At 61.1% G+C, this 21,786-nt stretch carries 17 protein-coding genes; 5 read left to right on the plus strand and 12 right to left on the minus strand.

Features of this window, described 5'->3' with window-relative positions:
* Nucleotides 1–93: 93 nt before the first annotated feature.
* From arsB to A3714_RS07225, 8 genes are all read right to left on the minus strand, one after another.
* Nucleotides 94–1,122: an ACR3 family arsenite efflux transporter gene (arsB, locus tag A3714_RS07190; RefSeq protein ID WP_063508447.1), complete on the minus strand. Its 1,029-nt coding sequence runs from the start codon at nucleotides 1,120–1,122 to the stop codon at nucleotides 94–96.
* Nucleotides 1,122–1,619, minus strand: a complete 498-nt coding sequence (locus A3714_RS07195) for an arsenate reductase ArsC (protein WP_063508446.1) — start codon at nucleotides 1,617–1,619, stop codon at nucleotides 1,122–1,124. The genes arsB and A3714_RS07195 overlap by 1 nt, the downstream gene beginning before the upstream one ends.
* 1 nt (nucleotide 1,620) lies before the next feature.
* Entirely contained in the window at nucleotides 1,621–1,941 is a 321-nt protein-coding gene (locus A3714_RS07200; protein WP_063508445.1) for a metalloregulator ArsR/SmtB family transcription factor, read from the minus strand.
* Nucleotides 1,942–2,309: 368 nt separating this feature from the next.
* A complete protein-coding gene (phoU, locus tag A3714_RS07205) occupies nucleotides 2,310–3,023 on the minus strand; it encodes a phosphate signaling complex protein PhoU (protein WP_063508444.1) in 714 nt (237 codons plus the stop codon).
* A 15-nt stretch (nucleotides 3,024–3,038) separates the two neighbouring features.
* Nucleotides 3,039–3,932 carry a phosphate ABC transporter ATP-binding protein PstB gene (gene pstB, locus A3714_RS07210; RefSeq protein ID WP_063508443.1) on the minus strand — a complete coding sequence of 298 codons (894 nt, stop codon included), beginning with the start codon at nucleotides 3,930–3,932 and terminating at the stop codon, nucleotides 3,039–3,041.
* Nucleotides 3,933–3,957: 25 nt separating this feature from the next.
* On the minus strand, nucleotides 3,958–5,226 hold the full coding sequence (gene pstA / locus A3714_RS07215) for a phosphate ABC transporter permease PstA (RefSeq protein ID WP_063508442.1): 1,269 nt from the start codon (nucleotides 5,224–5,226) through the stop codon (nucleotides 3,958–3,960).
* 19 nt (nucleotides 5,227–5,245) lie between these two features.
* Nucleotides 5,246–6,634: a phosphate ABC transporter permease subunit PstC gene (gene pstC / locus A3714_RS07220; protein WP_062815033.1), complete on the minus strand. Its 1,389-nt coding sequence runs from the start codon at nucleotides 6,632–6,634 to the stop codon at nucleotides 5,246–5,248.
* A gap of 135 nt (nucleotides 6,635–6,769) precedes the next feature.
* Nucleotides 6,770–7,816 carry a substrate-binding domain-containing protein gene (locus A3714_RS07225; protein WP_062815470.1) on the minus strand — a complete coding sequence of 349 codons (1,047 nt, stop codon included), beginning with the start codon at nucleotides 7,814–7,816 and terminating at the stop codon, nucleotides 6,770–6,772.
* A gap of 290 nt (nucleotides 7,817–8,106) precedes the next feature.
* Between A3714_RS07225 and A3714_RS07230 the strand changes: the two genes are divergently transcribed.
* The 3 genes from A3714_RS07230 to A3714_RS07240 all read left to right on the plus strand — a co-directional run bounded on the left by A3714_RS07230 (nucleotide 8,107) and on the right by A3714_RS07240 (nucleotide 10,486).
* A complete protein-coding gene (locus tag A3714_RS07230; protein ID WP_062815034.1) occupies nucleotides 8,107–8,652 on the plus strand; it encodes a TRAP transporter small permease subunit in 546 nt (181 codons plus the stop codon).
* Complete coding sequence (locus A3714_RS07235; RefSeq protein ID WP_197461831.1) at nucleotides 8,652–10,022, plus strand: TRAP transporter large permease subunit; 1,371 nt, start codon at nucleotides 8,652–8,654, stop codon at nucleotides 10,020–10,022. Before A3714_RS07230 ends, A3714_RS07235 begins: the two co-directional genes overlap by 1 nt.
* 68 nt (nucleotides 10,023–10,090) lie before the next feature.
* Nucleotides 10,091–10,486: an acyl-CoA thioesterase gene (locus A3714_RS07240; RefSeq protein WP_062815036.1), complete on the plus strand. Its 396-nt coding sequence runs from the start codon at nucleotides 10,091–10,093 to the stop codon at nucleotides 10,484–10,486.
* 283 nt (nucleotides 10,487–10,769) lie between these two features.
* On the opposite strand, the gene A3714_RS07245 is transcribed toward A3714_RS07240, so the two are convergent.
* A complete protein-coding gene (locus A3714_RS07245) occupies nucleotides 10,770–11,915 on the minus strand; it encodes a TRAP transporter substrate-binding protein (RefSeq protein ID WP_062815037.1) in 1,146 nt (381 codons plus the stop codon).
* A gap of 87 nt (nucleotides 11,916–12,002) precedes the next feature.
* Nucleotides 12,003–14,165, minus strand: coding sequence for a DNA helicase II (gene uvrD / locus A3714_RS07250; protein WP_063508580.1), 2,163 nt, complete (start codon nucleotides 14,163–14,165; stop codon nucleotides 12,003–12,005).
* A 177-nt stretch (nucleotides 14,166–14,342) separates the two neighbouring features.
* Here uvrD and A3714_RS07255 point away from each other — a divergent pair, with 177 nt between their 5' ends.
* Nucleotides 14,343–17,222 (plus strand): GGDEF domain-containing phosphodiesterase, encoded by a 2,880-nt coding sequence (locus tag A3714_RS07255; RefSeq protein WP_082844659.1) that lies wholly within the window; start codon nucleotides 14,343–14,345, stop codon nucleotides 17,220–17,222.
* A 142-nt stretch (nucleotides 17,223–17,364) separates the two neighbouring features.
* Here the strand turns inward: A3714_RS07255 and A3714_RS07260 are convergent, their stop codons facing one another.
* The gene (locus tag A3714_RS07260; RefSeq protein ID WP_062815038.1) at nucleotides 17,365–18,348 is read right to left on the minus strand and encodes a hypothetical protein; all 984 of its coding nucleotides are present in this window, start codon (nucleotides 18,346–18,348) and stop codon (nucleotides 17,365–17,367) included.
* An 86-nt stretch (nucleotides 18,349–18,434) separates the two neighbouring features.
* Here A3714_RS07260 and A3714_RS07265 point away from each other — a divergent pair, with 86 nt between their 5' ends.
* Nucleotides 18,435–19,280 carry a metal-dependent hydrolase gene (locus A3714_RS07265; protein ID WP_063508626.1) on the plus strand — a complete coding sequence of 282 codons (846 nt, stop codon included), beginning with the start codon at nucleotides 18,435–18,437 and terminating at the stop codon, nucleotides 19,278–19,280.
* Between the two features lie 279 nt (nucleotides 19,281–19,559).
* Here A3714_RS07265 and A3714_RS07270 read toward each other — a convergent pair.
* Nucleotides 19,560–21,786: mechanosensitive ion channel domain-containing protein (locus tag A3714_RS07270; protein WP_063527164.1), on the minus strand; the 2,227-nt coding region annotated here is incomplete at its 5' end.

Below are 21,786 nucleotides of genomic sequence, written 5' to 3' on the forward strand. Positions count from 1 at the left end.
CGTAGCGAGGCGCGAGTTGCGAAAACCGGGGTTCAAACCGCGTTACTCGAACCTCGCAACTTGATCGCCATGCAAGCATGGGCTCCTACAGGGTTACGCAGGATTTTCTTCGAACCAGTGGGGGGTGCGATTCACGATCGCCACCAGCGTCAGCATCACCGGCACTTCCACCAGCACGCCCACCACCGTGGCCAGAGCGGCGCCGGAGTGCAGGCCGAACAGGCTGATGGCCACGGCCACCGCCAACTCGAAGAAGTTGCTGGTGCCGATCAGGCAGGCAGGGCCGGCCACATTATGCTTCAGTCGCAGACGGCGGGCCGCCCAGTAGGCGATCACGAAAATGCCGTAGGTCTGGATCAGCAGCGGGATGGCGATCAGCACGATGGCCAGGGGCTTGGCGAGAATGGTTTCCGCCTGGAAGCCGAACAGTAGCACCACCGTGGCCAGCAGCCCCATGACGCTGATCGGTTTGAGGGTGTGGACAAAACGCGCCACTTTTTCCTCACCGCCTTTTGCCACCAGTATCTGGCGGGTGAGGAAACCGGCGATCAAGGGCAGCACCACATAGAGCACCACGGACAACAACAGCGTATCCCAGGGAACGGTGATATCGCTGACGCCCAGCAACAGAGCGGCAATGGGCGCGAAGGCAAACACCATGATGATGTCGTTCACCGACACCTGTACCAGGGTGTAGTTGGCGTCGCCCTTGGTCAGGTGACTCCACACAAACACCATGGCGGTACAGGGCGCCACGCCCAGCAGGATCATGCCGGCGATGTACTCAGTGGCGGTCTGCGGGTCCACCCAGCCGGCGAACAGCACCTTGAAGAACACCCAGCCCAGCGCCGCCATGGTGAACGGCTTGATCAGCCAGTTGATCACCAGAGTGAGCAGCAACCCCCGTGGGTTCTGACCCACTTTCTTGATGGCGGTGAAGTCGATCTGGATCATCATCGGGTAGACCATCACCCAGATAAACACCGCCACCGCCAGGTTCACATGGGCGTACTCAAACGCCGCCACCGCTTGAAAAAGCGGCGGCACCGCCAGCCCCAGGCCAACCCCGGCGATAATCGCCAGCCCCACCCAGACGCTCAGGTAACGTTCGAAAAACGGCATCAGTGGCCACCCAGTTCCCGGTGGATTTTTTCGCCGCAGGCCACCAGGCCGTTCTCATTGAGTTCATCCAGGGACACGGCAAACAGCGCCTGAAGACGTTGCTCCAGCTGCTGGTAGGTCGCCTCGAAGGCCGCGGCAATCTCCTCGTCTGTGCCTTGCGCATGAGCCGGGTCCGGCAGCCCCCAATGCAGTTTCGGCACATCGCCCAGCCACACCGGGCAGGCTTCCCCGGCAGCGCTGTCGCAGACGGTAATAATCAGATCAATCTCTTCATCGGCCAGATCGTCCATGGACTTGGAGGCCGGGTTTGCCGCGGTAATGCCGTGACGGGCCAGCACTGCCAGCGCACCCGGATTGACCTGACCGGTAGGATGACTACCGGCACTGAGACCCCGAAAGCGGCCTTGGCCCAGCGCATTGATCAATGCTTCGCCGATGATCGAACGACAGGAGTTGCCGGTGCACAGCACCAGAATCGTCATGGGTTGTAGTGGCATGTCAGTTCTCACAGCAGGCAGAAACGGGAAGGGTCAGGGACAACGCCTGGCAGGCCGGCGGGACCAGGCTTGCCAGGGTCTGTTGGGCCCAGTCAGGCAACTCCGGATTGATGCGGTAATGCATCCAGGTACCCTGCCGCCGCGCCACCACCAGCTGGCACTGGCGCAGCTGCGCCAGGTGACGGGACACGGTGGACTGTGGTGCCTCGAGGGCATCCACCAGATCACAGACACACACCTCTTCCTGACCGTGTAACAGACAGACCAGACTCAGGCGAAGATCATCGCCGAGGCATTTGCAAAGCTGGGTGGGAGTGAGCATTGACCGCCCTGTATTCGTATATTCGGAAATACGGATATTAAAGCTGCAAGCGACAAGCTTCAAGCTGCAACGCGGGAAAGTTTTGTGACGATGCCGGAAAGGCAAAAGGCCGCGCCCGGAAGTTAGGCACGGCCTTTGGAACGATTGTTGGAGCTATGCTTGCATGGCGAACCGCGCGTAGCGCGGAAATCGTCTGAAAGGCGATCAGACATCTCCGAACTCGACAGGCCTCTCCAGAGGAAAGTGCGAGTAAGCTGCACCGCTTTTTCCTCGCCAAGGCTCGGATTCGCCATGCAAGCATAGCTCCCACAGCGGCTTCGTAGCAGGGTTTTTCTCGTAGCTGGAAGCTCGTAGCTCGCCGCTGCCTGTTATTTCTTCAGCTTGGCTTCGATCTCATCCACGGTGATGTGGCGTACATCCTTGCCTTCCACCAGGTAGATAACCTGCTCGCCGATGTTGCGGGCATGGTCACCGATTCGCTCGAGTGCACGCAGGGACCAGATGATGTTGAGCACCCGGGTAATGGAGCGCGGGTCTTCCATCATGAAGGTGACCAGCGAACGCATGGCGCTGCGATACTCCAGGTCCACCTCGTTATCCTCGGCGGCAACGGCCAGGGCTTTCTTGGCATCGAAGCGGGCAAAGGCATCCAGGGTGTCGCGCAGCATGTTGCGCACATGGTTGCCGATGTGGCGCACTTCCACGTAACCGCGCGGAGACTCGCCCTCTTCCGCCAGCTGCTGGCCCATGCGGGCAATCTTGGCGGATTCATCACCGATCCGTTCCAGATCGGAGACCGCCTTGGTGACGGCAATGATCAGACGCAGGTCCGACGCGGCGGGCTGACGCAGGGCCAGCACCCGGGTGCATTCCTCGTCGATCAGCATTTCCAGCTTGTCGACCTTGTCTTCCGTATCCAGCACCTTCTGGGCCAGGTCGGAATCCGCATGCAGCAATGCCTGCAAGGCATCCACCACCTGCTTTTCCACCAGGCCGCCCATCTCCATCAGATTGTTGCGGATGGATTCCAGCGCCTCATTGAACTGGGTTGAGCTGTGCTCACCAAAATGCATGCGATCCATTGTGTCTTGCTCCCCTTAACCGAAGCGGCCGGTGATATAGGCTTCCGTCAGATCGTGTTCCGGCTTGGTGAACACGGTGTCGGTGTCATTCATTTCGATCAACCGCCCCAGGTGGAAGTAGGCGGTTCGGTGGGATACCCGCGCGGCCTGCTGCATGGAGTGGGTGACGATGGCAATGGTGTAGGACTCGCTCAGCTCGGAGATCAGCTCCTCGATCTTGGCGGTGGCGATTGGGTCCAGCGCGGAGCAGGGCTCATCCATCAGCACCACTTCCGGGCTCACCGCGATGGTGCGGGCAATACACAGACGCTGCTGCTGACCGCCGGACAGGCCGGTACCCGGCGAGTGCAGCCGGTCCTTCACTTCGTTCCACAGGCCGGCTTTCTGCAGGCTGTTTTCCACGATCTCGTCCAGGTCGTATTTCTTGTTGGCCAGACCATGGATACGCGGCCCATAGGCCACGTTGTCGTAGATCGACTTGGGGAAGGGGTTGGGCTTCTGGAACACCATGCCCACCCGGGCGCGCAGCTCCACCACATCCAGCTTGGGATCGTAGAGATCCTGATCTTCCAGACGCAGATCCCCTTTCACCCGGCAGATATCGATGGTGTCGTTCATGCGGTTCAGGCAGCGCAGGAAGGTGGACTTGCCGCAGCCGGACGGGCCGATCAGGGACACCACCTCGTTCTTGCCGATATCCAGGCTGACGCCGTGGATCGCCTGGTTTTCGGCGTAAAACACCTCCACATCGCGCAGGCGCATTTTCGGATCATCCACATAGGGGCTGCCGACAGTCTGTTCGGGATAGGGGGTGTCTTGTGTCATTGTGTCCTGCTCTTTAATGGCCTTGTCTTTGGCCGCATCATTGTTGCCCAGAGAACGTTTGTCCAGTTGCTGTGCGGTTTCCATAACTCGATTCCTCGTTGCCGGTCCGTTACCAGCGCCGCTCAAGGCGCTTGCGCAGTACCACCGCCAGGGTGTTCATGGTGATCAGGAAAGCCAGCAACACCATGATGGCGGCCGACGCCAACGCTTCGAATGATTGTTCCGGGCTGTCCGCCCACAGGTAGATCTGTACCGGCAGTACCGTGGCGGCATCCAGCGGCCCGGCGGGCAGATCCACGATAAAGGCCACCATGCCGATCATCAGCAGCGGTGCGGTTTCACCCAGGGCCTGGGCCATGCCGATAATGGCGCCGGTGAGCATGCCGGGCAGGGCCAGCGGCAGCACATGGTGCAGCACCACCTGCATCTTGGAGGCACCCAGACCCAGCGCAGCCTGACGAATGCTCGGCGGCACCGCCTTGATGGCGGCACGGCTGGAAATGATGATGGTCGGCAGGGTCATCAGCGTCAGCACGATACCGCCCACCAGCGGCACCGAGCGGGGCAGACCAAACAGGCCAATGATCACCGCCAGGCCCAGCAAACCGAAGATGATGGACGGCACCGCCGCCAGGTTGTTGATGTTCACTTCAATAAAGTCGGTGAACTTGTTCTTGGGCGCGAATTCTTCCAGATAGACCGCCGCCGCCACCCCGATGGGGAAGCTGAGCACCAGGGTAACGATCATGGTGAACAGGGAGCCAAGGATGGCCCCAAGAATGCCGGCCTGCTCCGGCTCGCGGGAATCCCCGTAGCTGAACAGGGACCGGTTGAACACCACGCGGGTTTCGCCGGACGCTTCCAGCTCGGCCACCCACTCACGCTGTTTGGCATTCAGGCGGCTGTCCTCACGCTGTTTTTCATTGGCCTTGAGAAACAGATCCACATCGTCATCGGCCAGCAGCCAGAGGGTACGGGTCTCACCCAGCAGGGAAGGATCCTCGCGCAGCATGTCACGCAGGGCATAACCAGCACCGGTGCTCACCAGCTGGTTGAGGGCGCGGGTATCCTGGCGGCCTTCCACACTGGGAAAGCGCGCGGCCAGGGCATCGCGGATCACACCCTGATAATTCCCGTAGTTCAGTTCGTCCTCGTCGCGGGGGTTGCTGATATCCAGCACCTCGGCGTCGAAGGTGATCGGCAGCTGAATTTCATGCTCGACAAACGCACTGTGGCCCTTGCCGATGATGTCGGTGAACAGCAGCACCAGCGCCATCAGGCCGATGGCAATGGAACCGATACCGAAGGCCTTGAAGCGTTTCTCTGCCCGGTAACGGCGGGCCAGCGTCTTGCGGACTTTTTCCGTGGTTTCGCTCATCTCTCAATCTCTCCCGACGCTAGTCGTACTGCTCACGGTATTTCTTCACGATATGCAGCGCGAAGATATTCATGACCAGGGTGGTGATAAACAGCATCAACCCCAGGGCAAAGGCGGCCAGCGTCTTGGCGCTGTCGAATTCCTGGTCACCGGTCAGCAGGGTGACGATCTGCACAGTGATGGTGGTCACCGCTTCCAGCGGATTGGCGGTGAGGTTGGCGGCCAGACCGGCGGCCATCACCACGATCATGGTTTCACCAATGGCCCGGGATGCGGCCAGCAGGATGCCCCCCATGATCCCCGGCAGGGCCGCCGGGAAAATCACCTTCTTGATGGTTTCGCTCTTGGTGGCACCCAGGCCCAGGGAACCGTCACGCATGGCCTGGGGCACCGCAGTAATCACGTCATCGGCCAGGGAGGACACGAAGGGGATAATCATGATGCCCATCACCAGGCCGGCGGCCAGGGCCGACTCGGATGCCACATTCAGACCGATGGACTCCCCCAGCCCGCGAATGAACGGTGCCACGGTCAATGCCGCAAAGAAGCCGTAGACCACGGTGGGCACCCCGGCCAACACTTCCAGCGCCGGCTTGGCCACCGTGCGCACCCGGTTGCTGGCGTATTCCGCCAGGTAGATAGCTGACATCAAGCCCACCGGCACCGCCACCAGCAGGGCAATGGCGGAAATCAGCAGGGTCCCCATGAACAGGGGCACCGCACCGAAGGCACCGCCGGAGGCCACCTGGTCCGCGCGCAGGGCGGTCTGCGGACTCCACTGCAACCCGAACAGGAAATCCGTGACCGGCACCCTGCCGAAGAAGCGAATCGATTCGAACAGTACCGACAGCACAATGCCCACGGTGGTGAGAATCGCCACCGTGGCACACAACATGAAGATGGTCTGCAGCACCCGCTCCACCTGCTGGCGGGCGCGCAGCTGCGGCGACACCTTGAGCCAGGCCCAGGCGCCACCGAGCATACACAGCACAATCACCACTACGGTCAGCGCCATGGCGCTGGTCTGCTTGAGAGACTGCAACCGCTGCGCCGCTTCGGCGATTGGTGGCTCCACAAAGCTGGTAGGCAGCGCGCCGCTGGCCACGTTCTGGATCTTGCTCAGGGTCAGGTTGTAGCTGGAAGCATCCGTGGGCTGCAGCTGCTGCGGCAGACTGGCCAGTACCTGCTGACGAATGATGCTGTCATCGAACGCCAGCCACAGTGCCAGTACCACCATGGCCGGAATCGCGCACCACATGGCTGAGCGCATGGCAAAGTAGAACGGCAGCGAGTGGAGGTGGCGAATGCCCCCCAACGGTCTGGCCAGCGCGTAGGAGCGGCGATGCCCCAGGTAGTAGGCGCCGGCCACCATCACCACCAGCAGCAACAGCAGGTTTCCGGTTTGCATGTAGTACTCCGATCGGATTTGCTCAAGCAAAATCACCGCAATGATCTTGGTGGAACAAACGCGGGTTTCTCAGGGGCGAAAAAGCCCGGTGGCAAACACCACCGGGCCGAAAGCATCCATGCTTTTTTTCTTTCCTTACAACTCTTCGCCAGTCATGGACTTCAGGCTGCGAGCCTGTTTGGCCATGCTCTTGCGCAGGTCATCACCCAGCGGGATCAGGCCTTTCTCGGACAGGTAACCGTTGTTACCCCAGGCTTTCTCGCTGGTGAACTCTTTCACGTAACCTTCGATGCCCGGTACCACACCCACGTGGGCTTTCTTCACGTAGAAGAACAGGGAACGGGATACCGGGTAGTCGCCGGAACCGATGGCGTCGAAAGTGGGCTCAACACCGTCCACGTTGGCAGCCTGTACCACACCGCGGTTCTGGTCCAGGAAGGAGTAACCGAACACACCGTAGGCAGCCGGGTTCTTTTCCAGTTTCTGCACGATCAGGTTGTCGTTCTCGCCAGCTTCCACGTAGGCGCCGTCTTCACGTACGCTGCGGCAGATCGCCTTGTACTTGGATTTGTCTTCGTCCTTGATGGCCTTCAGCCATGGGAAGGTTTTGCAGCCGCCTTCGATGGCCAGTTCGTTGAAGGCATCACGGGTGCCGGAAGTCGGCGGCGGGCCCAGTACTTCGATCTTGGTGTTGGGCAGAGCCGGGTTCACTTCTTTCCAGGTCTTGTAGGGGTTGGCTACCAGCTCTTCGCTGCCATCCGGGTTCGGCACGTCCTTGGCCAGGGCCAGGAAGATGTCACGCAGGGACAGGTCGATTTGCTCGCCCTTCACGGAGTTGGCAATCACGATACCGTCGTAACCGACCTTCACTTCGGTGATGTCTTTCACACCGTTGCTCTGGCACAGCTCGAACTCGGACTTCTTCATGCGACGGGACGCGTTGGTGATGTCCGGGTGCTGGGTGCCCACGCCCTGACAGAACAGCTTCATGCCGCCGCCGGAACCGGTGGATTCGATTTTCGGGGTGGCGTTACCGGTACGACCGAAACGCTCAGCCACCACGGTGGCGAACGGATATACCGTGGAGGAACCCACGATAGAGATAGTGTCACGGGCCATAGCGGTGCCCGGTACGCTGGCCATGGCCAGTGCTGCAGCGGCACCTGCCAAAGTTGCTTTCATCTTGAAGTTCACGGTTAAGCCTCCTAGTTACATGGCACCGGCGCTTGTCAGGTAACGACCCCACCCCGGTTTTGTTCTTGCAATCTTTGCAAACCAGTTCATGTTTCAGCACCGCGCATGCTAGAGAGGGTTTGTGACAACAACATTACAGGAAGATGGCCCCACTGTGATCCGGGAAATCTTCCCGGTCACCGCCACGGGCTGGCCCTGCCCCACAGGCCCCGTATAATGCCCGCTTTCTCGGTATTCCCCGGCCTGCAACCGGGCCCGGGGGGTCACATAGGCTATTTATGACACAACAACTATTTCGCTGGCAGCAACGCTTGACCGGGTTTACTACCCGGGTGGGCCGCGGCAGCGCCTGGCTCGCCCTGTTATTGGTACTGGGCATGGTGCTGGTGGTGGTGCTCCGTTACGGCTTCGGGATCGGCAATATCGCCCTGCAGGAATCGCTCACCTACCTGCATGGCAGTCTGTTTATGCTGGGAATTGCCTATACCCTGGCCGAGGACGAGCATGTACGGGTGGATGTGCTCTACCAGCGTTTCAGCCCCCGGGGGCGTGCCTGGGTGAATGTGCTGGGCACCCTGTTTCTGTTGTTGCCGGTTTGCGGGGCCCTTTTCTGGCTGTCGCTGGACTATGTGGCCAGTAGCTGGCGCGAGCAGGAAGCCTCCGCCAATGGCGGCCTGCCCTTTGTGTATCTGCTGAAAACCCTGCTGCTGATCCTGCCCGCCCTGCTCACCGTGCAGGCCTTGGCGGAGCTGTTGCGTCACAGCCTGACCCTGCTGGGGGCCGCCCTGCCCGCTCCCCAGGATCACCCCGGGGAGGGCCTGTGATGGAATGGATTCCCCTGCTGATGTTTGTGGTGGTGTGCCTGGTGCTGCTCAGCGGCTACCCGGTGGCCTTTGTGCTGGGCGGCACCGCCCTGCTGTTCGCTGCGGCCGGCATGGTGACCGGCACCTTCAGCCCGGCGGACCTGACCTTTGTTCCCAACCGGCTGTTCGGCATCATTGATAACACCACGCTGATGGCGGTGCCCCTGTTCGTGTTCATGGGGGTGATGCTGGAGAAATCCCGGGTGGCGGAAAAACTGCTGGCCAGCATGGGGCAGCTGTTCGGTGGCCTGCCCGGCGGCATGGGCGTGGCCATCATCCTGGTGGGCGCCCTGCTGGCCGCCAGCACCGGCATCGTCGGCGCCACCGTGGTCACCATGGGACTGCTGTCGCTGCCCACCATGCTCCGTCAGGGCTACCAACCCCAACTCTCCACCGGCCTGATCTGTGCCACTGGCACCCTGGGCCAGATCATCCCGCCCTCCATCGCGCTGGTGCTGCTGGGCGATGTGCTGGCCAATGCCTATCAGGAAGCCCAACTCAAGCAGGGGCTGTGGTCCCTGGATACGGTGTCGGTGGGGGATCTGTTTGTCGGCGCGCTGATCCCCGGCCTGATTCTGGTGGGGCTGTATCTGTTGTATGTGGTCGCCATCAGCCTGTTGAAACCCCAGTGGGCGCCGGCATTTCAGGCCGATGACGGGGCACCCCGCGGCTGGCGCCCGCTGCTGGCAGGCCTGATTCCGCCGCTGTTGCTGATTGCCGCTGTATTGGGCTCCATCCTCACCGGCAAGGCCACACCCACCGAGGCCGCCGGCGTTGGGGCCTTCGGCGCCCTGTTGCTGGCCGCCGGCAACCGGCACCTGAACCGGCAGATTCTCGGTCAGGTGGTACGCGCCACCAGCCGGGTCACCGCCATGGTGTTCATGATCCTGATCGGTGCCAGCCTGTTTTCTCTGGTGTTTCGCGGTTTCGGCGGTGAAGAGGCGGTCCAGGCCCTGTTCGAGAGCCTGCCCGGCGGCGTGATCGGCGCCACCCTGCTGGTGATGCTGCTGATCTTCCTGCTCGGCTTTATCCTCGACTTTATCGAGATTACCTTTGTGGTGGTGCCCATTGTCGGCCCGGTATTGCTGGCCATGGGGCTGGACCCGGTGTGGCTGGGGGTAATGATCGCCCTGAACTTGCAAACCAGCTTTCTGACCCCACCCTTCGGGTTCGCCCTGTTCTACCTGCGCGGCGTGGCGCCGCCAGAGGTGAAAACCGCGCAGATTTACCAGGGCGTGATACCGTTTATCATTATCCAGTTGCTGATGCTGGGTATACTGGCGCTGTTCCCGGAACTGGCCACCTGGCTCCCTGATCAACTGTACGGGTAAATGCACTACCGCACGGCGGTGTAAAGCCTCTCCTTTAACACCGGCTCAAAATATTACGGATAACAAACATGACCGATAACACCGACGACATACCCCAGCCCATCGGCACACTGGCCATCCAGACCATTGCCATGCCGCAAAGCGCCAATTGGAATGGCGATATCTTTGGTGGCTGGCTGGTTTCTCAGATGGATCTGGCCGGTGCTGTCACCGCCCGCAAGAAAGCCCGTGGCCGCGTGGCCACCGTGGCCATCGACTCCATGGCCTTCCTGCGCCCGGTTCCCATTGGGGCGGTGGTGAGCTGCTACACCCAGCTGCAAGACGTGGGTCGCAGCTCCATGCAGATTCTGGTGGAAGTGTGGATTCGGGAAGACACCGGCACCCTGTCGAAAGTGACCGAAGGGCACTTCACCTTCGTGGCCATTGATGACACCGGCCGGACCCGGGCGGTGCCAAGGGATTAGTTGCACGAGGAACGTCGCTGGGACCGGGCTTTCTGTAGGAGCACCTCTTGAGGTGCGAACCGAGCGTAGCGAGGCCAGAAGATTGAGGTTGACGCCATTCCTTCCAGAGAGACCCGTCGAGCGCTGAAATCCCTGATCGCCCTGCGGGCGATTTCCGCGCAAGCGCGGTTCGCGCCTCAAGAGGCGTATTCGCTACGCTCACCCTTCGGGCCGCACTTCGTGCGTTACTCCGCTACGCTCCGTTCCTACAGCGGCTTCGTAGACGCGCAGAAGCCGCTCCCGTTCAACCCTTGGCCAACTGACTACGCACGTTCATATACGACTGCTCCGCCACCGCCATGTATTCCACCGATTCGTCACGGAATTTGCGGTAGGACTCGTACACCTTGCGTGCTTCGCTGTTGTCGGCCACCAGGGCTTCGATCACCTCGTCGCTGGCCTCCTTCAGGGCCTTGAGGACATCGTCCGGCAACCGGCGCAGTTTCACCCCGTGCTTGTTGACCAGCTCCTGGAGGGCCGCATTGTTCTGGGCGGTGTACTCGTCGAGCATGTCCTGGTTTTCCGACTGGGCGGCGTAGCGGATGATCGCCTGCAGGTCCGCGGGCAGGCTGTCCCAGACTTGCTTGTTGATGGTCAGCTCCAGGGTCGGACCCGGTTCCTGCCAGCCCGGATAGTAGTAGTACTCGGCGACCCGTTGCAGACCGAAGGAGCGGTCGTTGTACGGCCCCACCCAGTCCGCCGCATCGATGGCGCCTGTTTGCATGGAGGTGAATACCTCGGCACCCGGCAGCTGTACCGGCGTGGCGCCCACCTTGCCCAGCACCTCACCGGCCAGCCCCGGCATACGCATCTTCAGACCTTGCAGGTCCTCCACGCTGTTGATTTCCTTGTTGAACCAGCCGGCCATCTGGGTGCCGGTGTTGCCACAGGCAAACGGCTTCAGGTTGAACTGGGCATACAGATCATCCCACAGCTTTTGCCCGCCGCCATGGTGCAACCAGCCATTCATTTCCTGGGCGGTGAGCCCGAAGGGCACGGCAGTGAAGAACGGCGTGGCCGGGTGCTTGCCTTTCCAGTAATAGGCGGCGCCGTGTCCCATCTCGGCGCTTCCCTGGCGGACCGCATCGAACACCTCGAAAGCCGGCACCAGCTCCTTGGCACCGTACACCTTGATCTTGATGCGCCCGGCGGACATCTCTTCCACGCGCTTGGCAAACCGGTTGGCACCGACACCCAGGCCCGGATAGTTCTTCGGCCAGGTGGTCACCATCGTCCATTCATAGGTCTGCTGTACCGGTGCTTTTTTTTCCGCTTCCGGCGCAGCCGCCACGCCACTCTCGGTGGGCGGACAGTCTTTCTTTTCACAACCGGCCAATGCCAGGCCACCCAGCCCCAGACCGAGGGCGGACACGAATTTGCGACGATCCAAGGGTTATCCTCCATCATTCGGCAGCCGGGAACAGCCGCCCGATTGTTCTTGTCGACGGGCCGGACGGGGTCCGACGTCAGTCTGTCTTCAAATCACTTCCAGCCGCGCGTACTGGCTGACCAACCACTTGGTGCCGGCACCGTCGAAGTTGATCTGCAGGCGCGCATTGGGCCCCTGCCCTTCGAAATGCAATACGGTGCCCTCGCCGAATTTCGGGTGCAACACCCGCGCGCCCAGATCGATACCATTGGACTCGGTTTCCCGAATCGGCCGTGCCGCCCCGCCAACGGGCCGGCTGAATCCGGCACGGGCGCGGATCTCTTCCAGGGATTCGGCAGGGATCTCGCGCAGGAAGCGGCTGGGCGGGTTGTAGTTTTCGTTGCCGTAAAGGCGCCGGCTTTCCGCATGGGTCAGATACAGTTCGCGCATGGCACGGGTCAGGCCCACGTAACAGAGGCGGCGTTCCTCGGCCAGCCGCCCGGGCTCCTCACTGGACATCTGATGGGGGAACAGGCCCTCCTCCATGCCAGTGATGAATACCACCGGGAATTCCAGCCCCTTGGCGGAATGCAGGGTCATCATCTGCACCGCGTCCTCGTGGGCATCGGCCTGGCCTTCGCCGGATTCCAGAGCGGCGTGGTCCAGAAAGGCGGTGAGGCTGTCCAGTTCGGAGTCTTCGTCCTCGTCACCGAACTCGCGCGTGGCAGAGACCAGCTCGCGCAGGTTTTCCAGCCGTTGCTGGCCCTTTTCGCCCTTCTCTTTACCGTGGAATGCCACCAGACCGCTGGCCTCGATCACGTGTTCGGTGGTTTCCGCCAGCGACAGACCGTCACACTGCTGCTCCAGCTGCACCACCAGATTCAGGAATACCGCCAGCGCATTGGTGGCCCGGGCGGTAAGTAACTGCTCACTGATCAGTGCCTGGGCCGCAGCCCACAGGGACACGCCACGCTGACGTGCCAGCTCGCGCAGGCTTTCCAGGGTCTTGTTGCCGATGCCCCGGGTGGGGGTGTTCACCACCCGCTCGAAAGCGGCATCCGCATCCCGATGGCTGATCAGGCGCAGGTAGGCCAGGGCGTTCTTGATCTCCGCCCGCTCGAAGAAGCGCTGGCCGCCATAGATGCGGTAGGGAATACCGGCCTGCAGGAAGGCCTCTTCCAGTACCCGGGACTGGGCGTTGGAGCGATACAGCACCGCCATTTCCCGCCGCGCGGTCCCTTCCTGGAACAGCTTTTCCACGCGCCCGGCGATAAAACGGGCTTCGTCCACTTCGTTGAAGCCGGCATAGAGACGGATCGGGTCGCCATCGCTGCCCTCGGTCCACAGTTCCTTGCCGAGCCGGTCACTGTTATGGCTGATCACCGCGTTGGCGGCTTTCAGAATGGTGCCGGTGGAGCGGTAGTTCTGCTCCAGGCGGATGGTGCGGGTATCCGGGAAATCGCGGCTGAATTTGTGGATGTTCTCGATCTTGGCGCCGCGCCAGCCATAGATGGACTGGTCATCATCGCCGACGATGGTGACGGCGTTATCGTCGTTGGCCAGCAACCGCAGCCAGGCGTACTGGATGCTGTTGGTATCCTGGAACTCGTCCACCAGGATGTGGCGGAAGCGACGCTGATAGTGACCGCGCAGGCCGTCGTTGTCGCGGAACAGTTCGAGCACACGCAAAAGCATTTCGTTGAAGTCCACCAGGCCGCTGCGCTCGCAGGCCTCTTCATAGCTGAAGTAGATCTTCTGCATGGTCTGCACGAACAGATCGCCATTGGCGTCCATGTGTTTGGCGCGCAGGCCTTCGTCCTTCTGGCCGTTGATAAACCAGGTGGCCTGGCGGGCCGGCCAGCGCTGTTCATCCAGCCCCAGCTCCTTGATCACACGCTTGATCAGACGAACCTGGTCGTCGGCATCAATGATCTGGAAACCCTGGGGAAGGTTCGCCTCCTGCCAGTGGGCCCGCAGCAGACGGTGGGCAATGCTGTGGAAGGTCCCCACCCACATGCCATCGGCGGACATGTCCAGCAACTGCTCGATTCGGCCCCGCATCTCGGCGGCGGCCTTGTTGGTAAAGGTCACCGCCAGAATCCCGAACGGCGAGGCCTGCTCGGTGGCAATCTGCCAGGCGATGCGATGCACCAGCACCCGGGTCTTGCCCGAGCCGGCACCGGCCAGCACCAGTAAATGTCGGTCATCGGCAGCCACCGCATCGCGCTGGGCCGGGTTCAGGCCATCAATAAGGGAAGTTACGTCATCCATGGCGCGGGAGTTTAGCAGAATGTCCGCTGGCGCGATGCCTGCCTGGCGCATCCGTGGACCCTGTCAGCATGGCAATACGCCACTATGGATAGCGAGATCGCGGTTTCCCTTGTCTGCGCCGATAGGTAAACTGGAAAACAAAAACACTCGGCTACACGCCAGAGGATAATAATCAAGGTGTCTTCGCAGTCTCCGCAAACCCGAACCGCTCCGCCGTTCAATGGCGTGGTCACTGAACAGTGCCAATTGTTACTGAGTGGCATTGCGGTGCTGATTTTGCTGGAAGTCGCCAGCGCCATTACCCTGGTGTGGGCCTACTGGGACACCCCGGTTTCCCGGCAAAACCTGCTGACCTGGCTGGGAATCCTGGCGACCGTGCAAACCGCCAAGATGATCGCCCTGCCTCTGTGCCATCGTCGTCTGCGCAACGACCTTGCCACTCCCCACTGCCGCCATATTCTCTCTGTGATTGCCCTGAGCACCCCGCTGATACTGGGTGCCGCCGGTTACCTGTTCAATCCGCTGGACACCCTGTTCGCCGACAACATGCTGGCCGCCCAGCTCACCATTGCCTGCCTGGGCCTGGGCCTGAGCACCATGGCCCTGGCCGCCTACAGCAGCCATTTCCCCACCGTCTTCCTGTACCTTTTAATGCTGCTCGGGCCCGGCATGCTGCGGTTGTCGGAAACCCAGGAGCACGGCCAGCTATCGCTGATGCTGCTGATGTCATTGCTGGGGCTGTTCTTCCTGTTCGCCGCCCGGCGCATCAACCAGACCGGCCACCAGGCAATGATGCTGCAGGCCAGCAACCGCTCGCTGATCGACTACCTGAACCGGGCCCGCAGCGACGCGGAAGCACTCAACGAGAAACTGGCCCAGGAAATCTACGAGCGCAAGGAAGCCCGTCAGCGCCTGCAGGAAACCAACGAGCGACTGGAATCCATGGTGCAGGAACGCACCCGGGCGCTCGGGGAAACCAACCAGGCCCTGGCCGCCACCAGTGAGCGCCTGGAGCTGGCCCTGGAAGCCAGCAATATCGGCCTGTGGGACTGGATGCTGGATACCGGGCGCAACTACCACACCAATTTCGACCGGTTGCTGGGCTATGACGGCGCCTACTTCAAGAACTTCTTCGGGGACCTGGAAACCCTGGTCCACCCGGAGGATCTGACCCGCATTCGCCGCGCCATGGTGTCCCATTTCAAGGGGCAGAATGACCGTTATCATGCGGTATACCGCCTGCGCCATGCGGATGGCAGCTGGCGCTGGATCGAAGACGAGGGCCGGGTGGTGAAGTGGTCAGACCAGGGCCGCGCCCTGCGCATGATCGGCACCCGCCGGGACATCACCGAAGACCGCCAGAGCCAGGAGCAGCTGCGACTGTCCGCCACCGTTTTCGACAATGCCCCGGAAGGCATCTTCATTCTCGACCACAAGTTCCGCTTCCTGGCGGTGAATGCCCGCTTTGAACAGATTACCGGCTACAGCGAATCCATGGTGCTGGGCAAACAGGTGCTGGATCACCATGAAACCGCCGCCAACAGCGACACCTACAAGATGATTACCGCTGCGCTGAACGAAAGCGGCTTCTGGGAAGGCGAGATCAACGAAACCCGCCGCAATGGCGAGCCCTTCCCGGAGTGGCTGCAAGTCAGCGCCGTGCGCGATGAACAGAAACGGGTAATCCGTTATGTGGGCATGATGTCCGACCTGACCGCCCGCAAGGAAACCGAACAACAGCTGCAGTTCCTTTCCAACTACGACCGACTCACCGGCCTGGCCAACCGCACCCAGTTCCGCGAACACCTGCACAAGTCCCTGACCCTGGCACGCCTGAACCGGGAAAAGGTGGCGCTGCTGATGATCGACCTGGACCGTTTCAAACCGATCAACGAATCCCTGGGGCATGAAATCGGCGACCGCCTGCTCAAGGCCGCCGCAGAGCGCATCGGCCAACATGCCGGCGGTGAAGAAAATCTTGCCCGGGTGGGCGGCGACGAATTTACCCTGCTGCTGGAAAATCACGGTGGTGAAGGCGCCATCAGCCAGCACTGCCAGAAACTGATCAACGCCATGAAGAAGCCCTTCATGATCGACGGCCACGAACTGCTGCTGGGCGCCAGCATCGGCATCAGCGTGTTCCCGGACACCGCCAAGGAAGCCCAGAGCATGATCAACCAGGCGGACATGGCGGTGTACCAGGCCAAGCGCAGTGGCGGCAACAATTTCCAGTTCTATCGCAGCAACATGCGGGTGGCCTCGGTGGAACAGCTGGCCCTGGAAACCAGCCTGCGCAAGGCCATTTTCAAGAACGAATTCGTGGTCTATTACCAACCGAAAATGGACCTGGCCAGTAACCGCATAAACTCCGTGGAAGCCCTGGTACGCTGGCAGCATCCCACCATGGGCCTGCTGCCACCGGCGGATTTCATTCCGCTGGCCGAGGAGACCGGGCTGATCTCCGCCATCGGCGAACTGGTACTGGAACGCTCCTGCCGTCAGGCCCACCAGTGGCACAAACAGGGGCTGGGCGATATCTGCGTATCGGTGAACCTGTCCGCCCATCAATTCCGCAAGGGTAATGTGGCAGAAATCGTCGACCGGGTACTGGAAAGCACTGAACTGCCGGCCCATCTGCTGGAACTGGAACTCACCGAAAGCCTGATCATGGAAGACATGGAGCAGAACATCGAACTGCTCCAGCAGTTGCGGACCCGCGGCATCGAACTGGCCCTGGACGACTTCGGCACCGGCTACTCGTCACTGAGCTACCTGAAGCGTTTCCCGGTGGACACCCTGAAGATCGACCGTTCCTTCATCATGGATCTGGACAAGAGCCCGGACGACGCCGCCATCACCCGGGCCATCATCGACATGGCCCACAGCCTGCAGATGAACGTGGTCGCCGAAGGCGTGGAAACCGACGCCCACCTGAGCATTCTCCGCGACATGCATTGCGACAGCATCCAGGGCTACCTGATCAGCCGCCCGGTGCCGGAGAAGGAGCTGGTGGAGTTGCTGCATACGCAGGCGTATAGAAAGGCAATTGATAATTAATAGTTAATAATGAATAACGCGCGCGTTTGCGTTGCGGGCTTCTCAAACGCAAGAGGCCACGCCCAAAGTCTGGGCGCGGCCTCTTGCGTTACAGGACCAATCAATGTTGCCCTGCGAGTTATTAATTATTCATTATTAACTATTAATTAAGCAGCTCCAACGTCTCCGGCCGCTGAAAATACCCCTCCAGATGCCGACGCAGCCACGCCTCGAGCAGGCCTTCGGCGCGCAGTTTCTCCATTACCGGGGGCAGGAAGCGGCGGGCGTCATCGAGCATCAGGGCGCGGGTCACGCCCAACTCGTCGAGTAGCCCCATCAGGGTGGTGTCGCCATATTTGTCGAAGAAGGCGTTGACCCCGGAATCCAGCATGGCAATGAAATAATCCGTGTGGCGCAGCTCACGCCAGTACTCGAAACCGATCACGAACAGCTCCTGGATATCTTCGCTGCTGATCAGTTCGCGCAACTCGGCCACCGGGCGCTGGGAGAATTCCTGCCAGGCGACCAGTACCAGTTCACGCAGCTCGTCCAGGTTTTCATCCCGGTATAGCCAGGGATCACTGAGCAATTGCTCCATGCGCTTGAGCAGCCATTCCTGCAGACGCACTTCCAGGCTGCCCAGCCAGCGGGCCGGCAGGCGCTTGCGCAGCTGGTCATGCAGTGCCGGCGGCAGGCCCTGGTGCAACAGGGTCTTCAACCCCAGCTGCGCACCGCCGGCCAGCAATGCCAGCAACACCGGGTTACGGCCCAGCCAGGCCATACTCTGACGGGACAGGGGAATCTCCAGCACCTTGTCCAGCAGGGCCATCACCACGTCCTCGTCGACCACATCGCCGATCAGGCGGTCACTCTGGATACCGTGGTCGTAGAACTGCTCCACCATGTCGCCGACCAGCTCGGGGATGGCGCCACTGATGTCCATTTCCGCCGCATATTTCTGGGCGGTGATACGAATCTGCTCGGCACTGACCCAATCGTTCAGGGTGTAGCGTGTGGCCACATCCAGGGCGTAATCCAGCTCCTGCTCGATCAGCCCGTCCAGCTGTGCCGGCGACAATTTGGCCAGCAGATGCTCGACCAGGCCATCAAGTAAACGATTAGCAACTTCCTGTTTATTATCCGCCATTTTTTTCATTTCCCGGTGGAAAACCCTTGCTGTGTGACACAGCAATTGTATCATCGAATGATGTAACAGTTACGGAGGTACGCACCATGGCGATCTCGATTCTTCCCATCCGTCGCAATCTGAAATTCAACCTGAACCCGGCCAAAGCCCTGACCTGGCACCGGGACGGCCTGAATGTCAGCCAGTTCATGAACACCATGAGCCTGTTTTTCCCGGTGGGGGAACGCTTTTTCATCGACAGCGTACGCAATTACCGTGACCAGATCACGGATCCCGAGCTGAAAAAGGCCGTGACCGCCTTTATCGGCCAGGAAGCCATGCACGGTCGTGAGCACGAAGAATACAACGATTTCGTGGCCCAGGCCGGTATTCCCCTGCATGCCCAGGAAGCGTTCGTGGCCCGTTTGCTGAAAGCGGTGCAGGAATACTCCCCGCAATCCTTCCAGCTGGCCGCCACCGTGGCCCTGGAGCACCTGACCGCCATCCTCGGCGGCGGCCTGCTGGATCTGCCGGAGATTCTGGAAGGTGCCGACGATGGCTACAAGGCCATCTGGAACTGGCATGCCCTGGAAGAAACCGAACACAAGGCGGTGGCCTTCGATGTCTACCAGGTAGCCATCGGCGACGACAGCAACCTGGGCGCCTATGCCCTGCGCAGCGGCACCCTGGTCGCCGCCACCGGCGTCTTTTTCGCCTTGATGATTCCCTTCTATCTGCACAACGTGCGCATCAAGGGCGGCCTGACCGACCTGAAAGGCTGGCGCGCCGTGGCCAAGCACACCTGGGGCAAGAAGGGCATTTTCCGCAATATCACCAAGCCCTGGTTCGACTGGTTCAAGCCCGGTTTCCATCCCTGGGACCACGACAACAGCGAACAGTTGAAAAACTTTGACGCCTTGCTGGGCGACCTTCTCAAGGAGGAGGCCGCCTGACGGTTTACATCACCGAGCTCTCCCTTTTCCGGTGACTCTCAGGGTCGGCATTCATGCCGGCCCTTTTTTTTGGCGCAAAAACCCCGCAACGTTGCAAACGTAGGGTGCACTGAGCCTAAGGCGAACTGCACCCTACTCAATCCCTAGCGGCGCTCCAGAATTGAGCAGCAGCATCAAAAAAGGCACAGAGCAAACAGAGAAAAGTTTTCCCCGTGAGCTCTGTGCCCTCTGTGATGAAACATTGATGTTCAACAACGCCTGCCGTGGCAGGCACCGGCCTTACCCGTCGTTGCCTCCCTGGGTGGACACCACCCGGTCGTCGGTGAGGCGGATGTTGCCTGCCGGCGCCTTGCCGTCCCGGTCCTCCCCGAAATACAGGGTGGTATGGGGGAACGGAATCTCGATGCCGGCCTTGTCGAAGTAGATCTTCACCAGACGGTTGAAGGCACGACCCACCGCCCACTGGTTGCCCGGCGTGGTCTTGATCACCACACGGATGTTCACCGAGCTGTCCGCCAGGGCGGTGACCCCGGCCACCGTCATGGGTGCCAGGATATTATCCTTGTGATCACCTTCCTTCAGTTCTTCAAAGGCCGCTTCCAACTGAACGATGGCATCATCGATGCTTTCGCGGTAAGCAATACCGTATTCACCCACGTGGTTACCAAATTCACGGGTAAAGTTGGATACCGCATCCACCGAGGAGAACGGCACGATGTGGTAGGTACCATACAGATCCCGCAGGGCCACGGAGCGGATACCCACCCGGTCCACGGTCCCTGAGTTGCCGCCGACGCTGACAAAATCGCCGGTGTTCATGGCATTTTCCAGCTGGATGAACACCCCGGTGATCACGTCCTGGACCAGCTTCTGGGCACCGAAACCAATGGCCAGACCCAGCACACCGGCACCGGCAATCAGCGGGCCGATATCAATACCGATCTCGGACAGAACGATCATGGTGGTCATGATGATGATGGTGATGGCCAAGGTGGTGTGGAACAGTCCGAGCAGGGTTTCCCCGCGGGCAGCCTGGGCCGCGGTGCTGCTCTCTCCCGGGCTGAACTTGTGCTCCACCAGGCTTGCCAGCGCAATCCACAGGGCCGCCGCCAGCCCCAGGATGATCAGGATATCGATCAGCGCAGACACCGTCTGGGCACCGGCCGTGGTGGCATACCAGGCGGCCAGATCATAAAGCTCCCAGGCATCCAGCGACAGCACTACCACCAGCGCCAGAATCAGCGCGCGGATCAGCTTCAAGGCCGTGGGAACATAGGTATTCACCCTCGCCTGCAGCCGCGGCATGCTGGCATTGAGTCGCTCGGAAAACTGGATTTCCTTGCCGATCAGTTGCCCAAGCGCCACTGACACCAGCAGCCCCACGCCCACATAGATCAGGGTTTCCAGGGTCGCCATGGCCACATAGGGCAAGGCGGTCTCCGGATTCAGTACGGTGACGGCAAACACCAGCAACGCATAGGCCAGCGCCAGCCAGTGCCAGGTGCGCGCCAACAGCAACAACGACAGACGGATCGGCCCATAGCTGGCATTGGCTCGTTGGGTCAGTGCCTCACGCAACACCGGACGCTTGCGCAAAATCACCCCGGCGGCATAGATCAGCGCCACCAGCATGATCAGGGTGCCGGCACCACTGCCTACCGCAGGGGAGACGTTGAAGTTCAGCACCGGCACCAGCACCAGCATGCCGTAGCCGATCAGCCCGGCCTCACGGGCCAGGAAGCGGTTGCAGTAACTGGCCTGGTCCGCCGCCACTGGCAGCAACCGCAGGCCCTCGTAGCGGGACGAAAAGAACATCCGCAGCCCGGCCTTGGCCAGTTCCACGATCAGGAAGGCATTCAGGAACAGGGCCAGTCGTGTGGCATCCGCGCCCAACTGCTCGGTGAGTACCGGCGCCACAAAGGTCCCGGCCAGATAGGCCAGCGCCACCACAATGACATCCAGCAGGGCACCGACTGCCACCGCCACCGTGGTGCGCAGAATCGCCAACTTCTCCGACCCGGCCCGGGCCCAGTGGCTGAGGCGGCCAAAGGCCGAACCCGCCAGGGTACGCAACACCCAGAACACCACAAAGGTGACCACTACCAGAATGGCCAGATTGAGTAACGCGGCGGTGACCGCTTTCATGTTGACCGTGGTGCTGACAGCCGCCTCACCGGCGCTGTCATCGCTGACAAACCAGCCGGTGACCAGGCCGCTCAAGGCCGCGAACTGCCGCCCCATATCCCCGGCCAGGTTGCCGGTGGCCGAAGCCATACGGCGAGCCAGGGACACCTGGTCGGCGGTCTGCCCGCTGGGGGCCTGGGCGGCAATTTCCGAGGGTGGCACTTCCCCGGCCACGCCCAGCGGCGCCGGGTTGGCGGCCGCCTGTAAACCCCGTAGCTGGTCAATCAGCTGCTGGCGCGTGGTCTCGTTCTCCAGCAATTCCGCCAGCTCACCGTACTCTTGGGCTCCGGGAGGGGCTTCCTGGGCGGGCAATGCCGTCGTC

Source organism: Alcanivorax sp. HI0007, from assembly GCF_001635525.1.
GTDB lineage: Bacteria > Pseudomonadota > Gammaproteobacteria > Pseudomonadales > Alcanivoracaceae > Alcanivorax.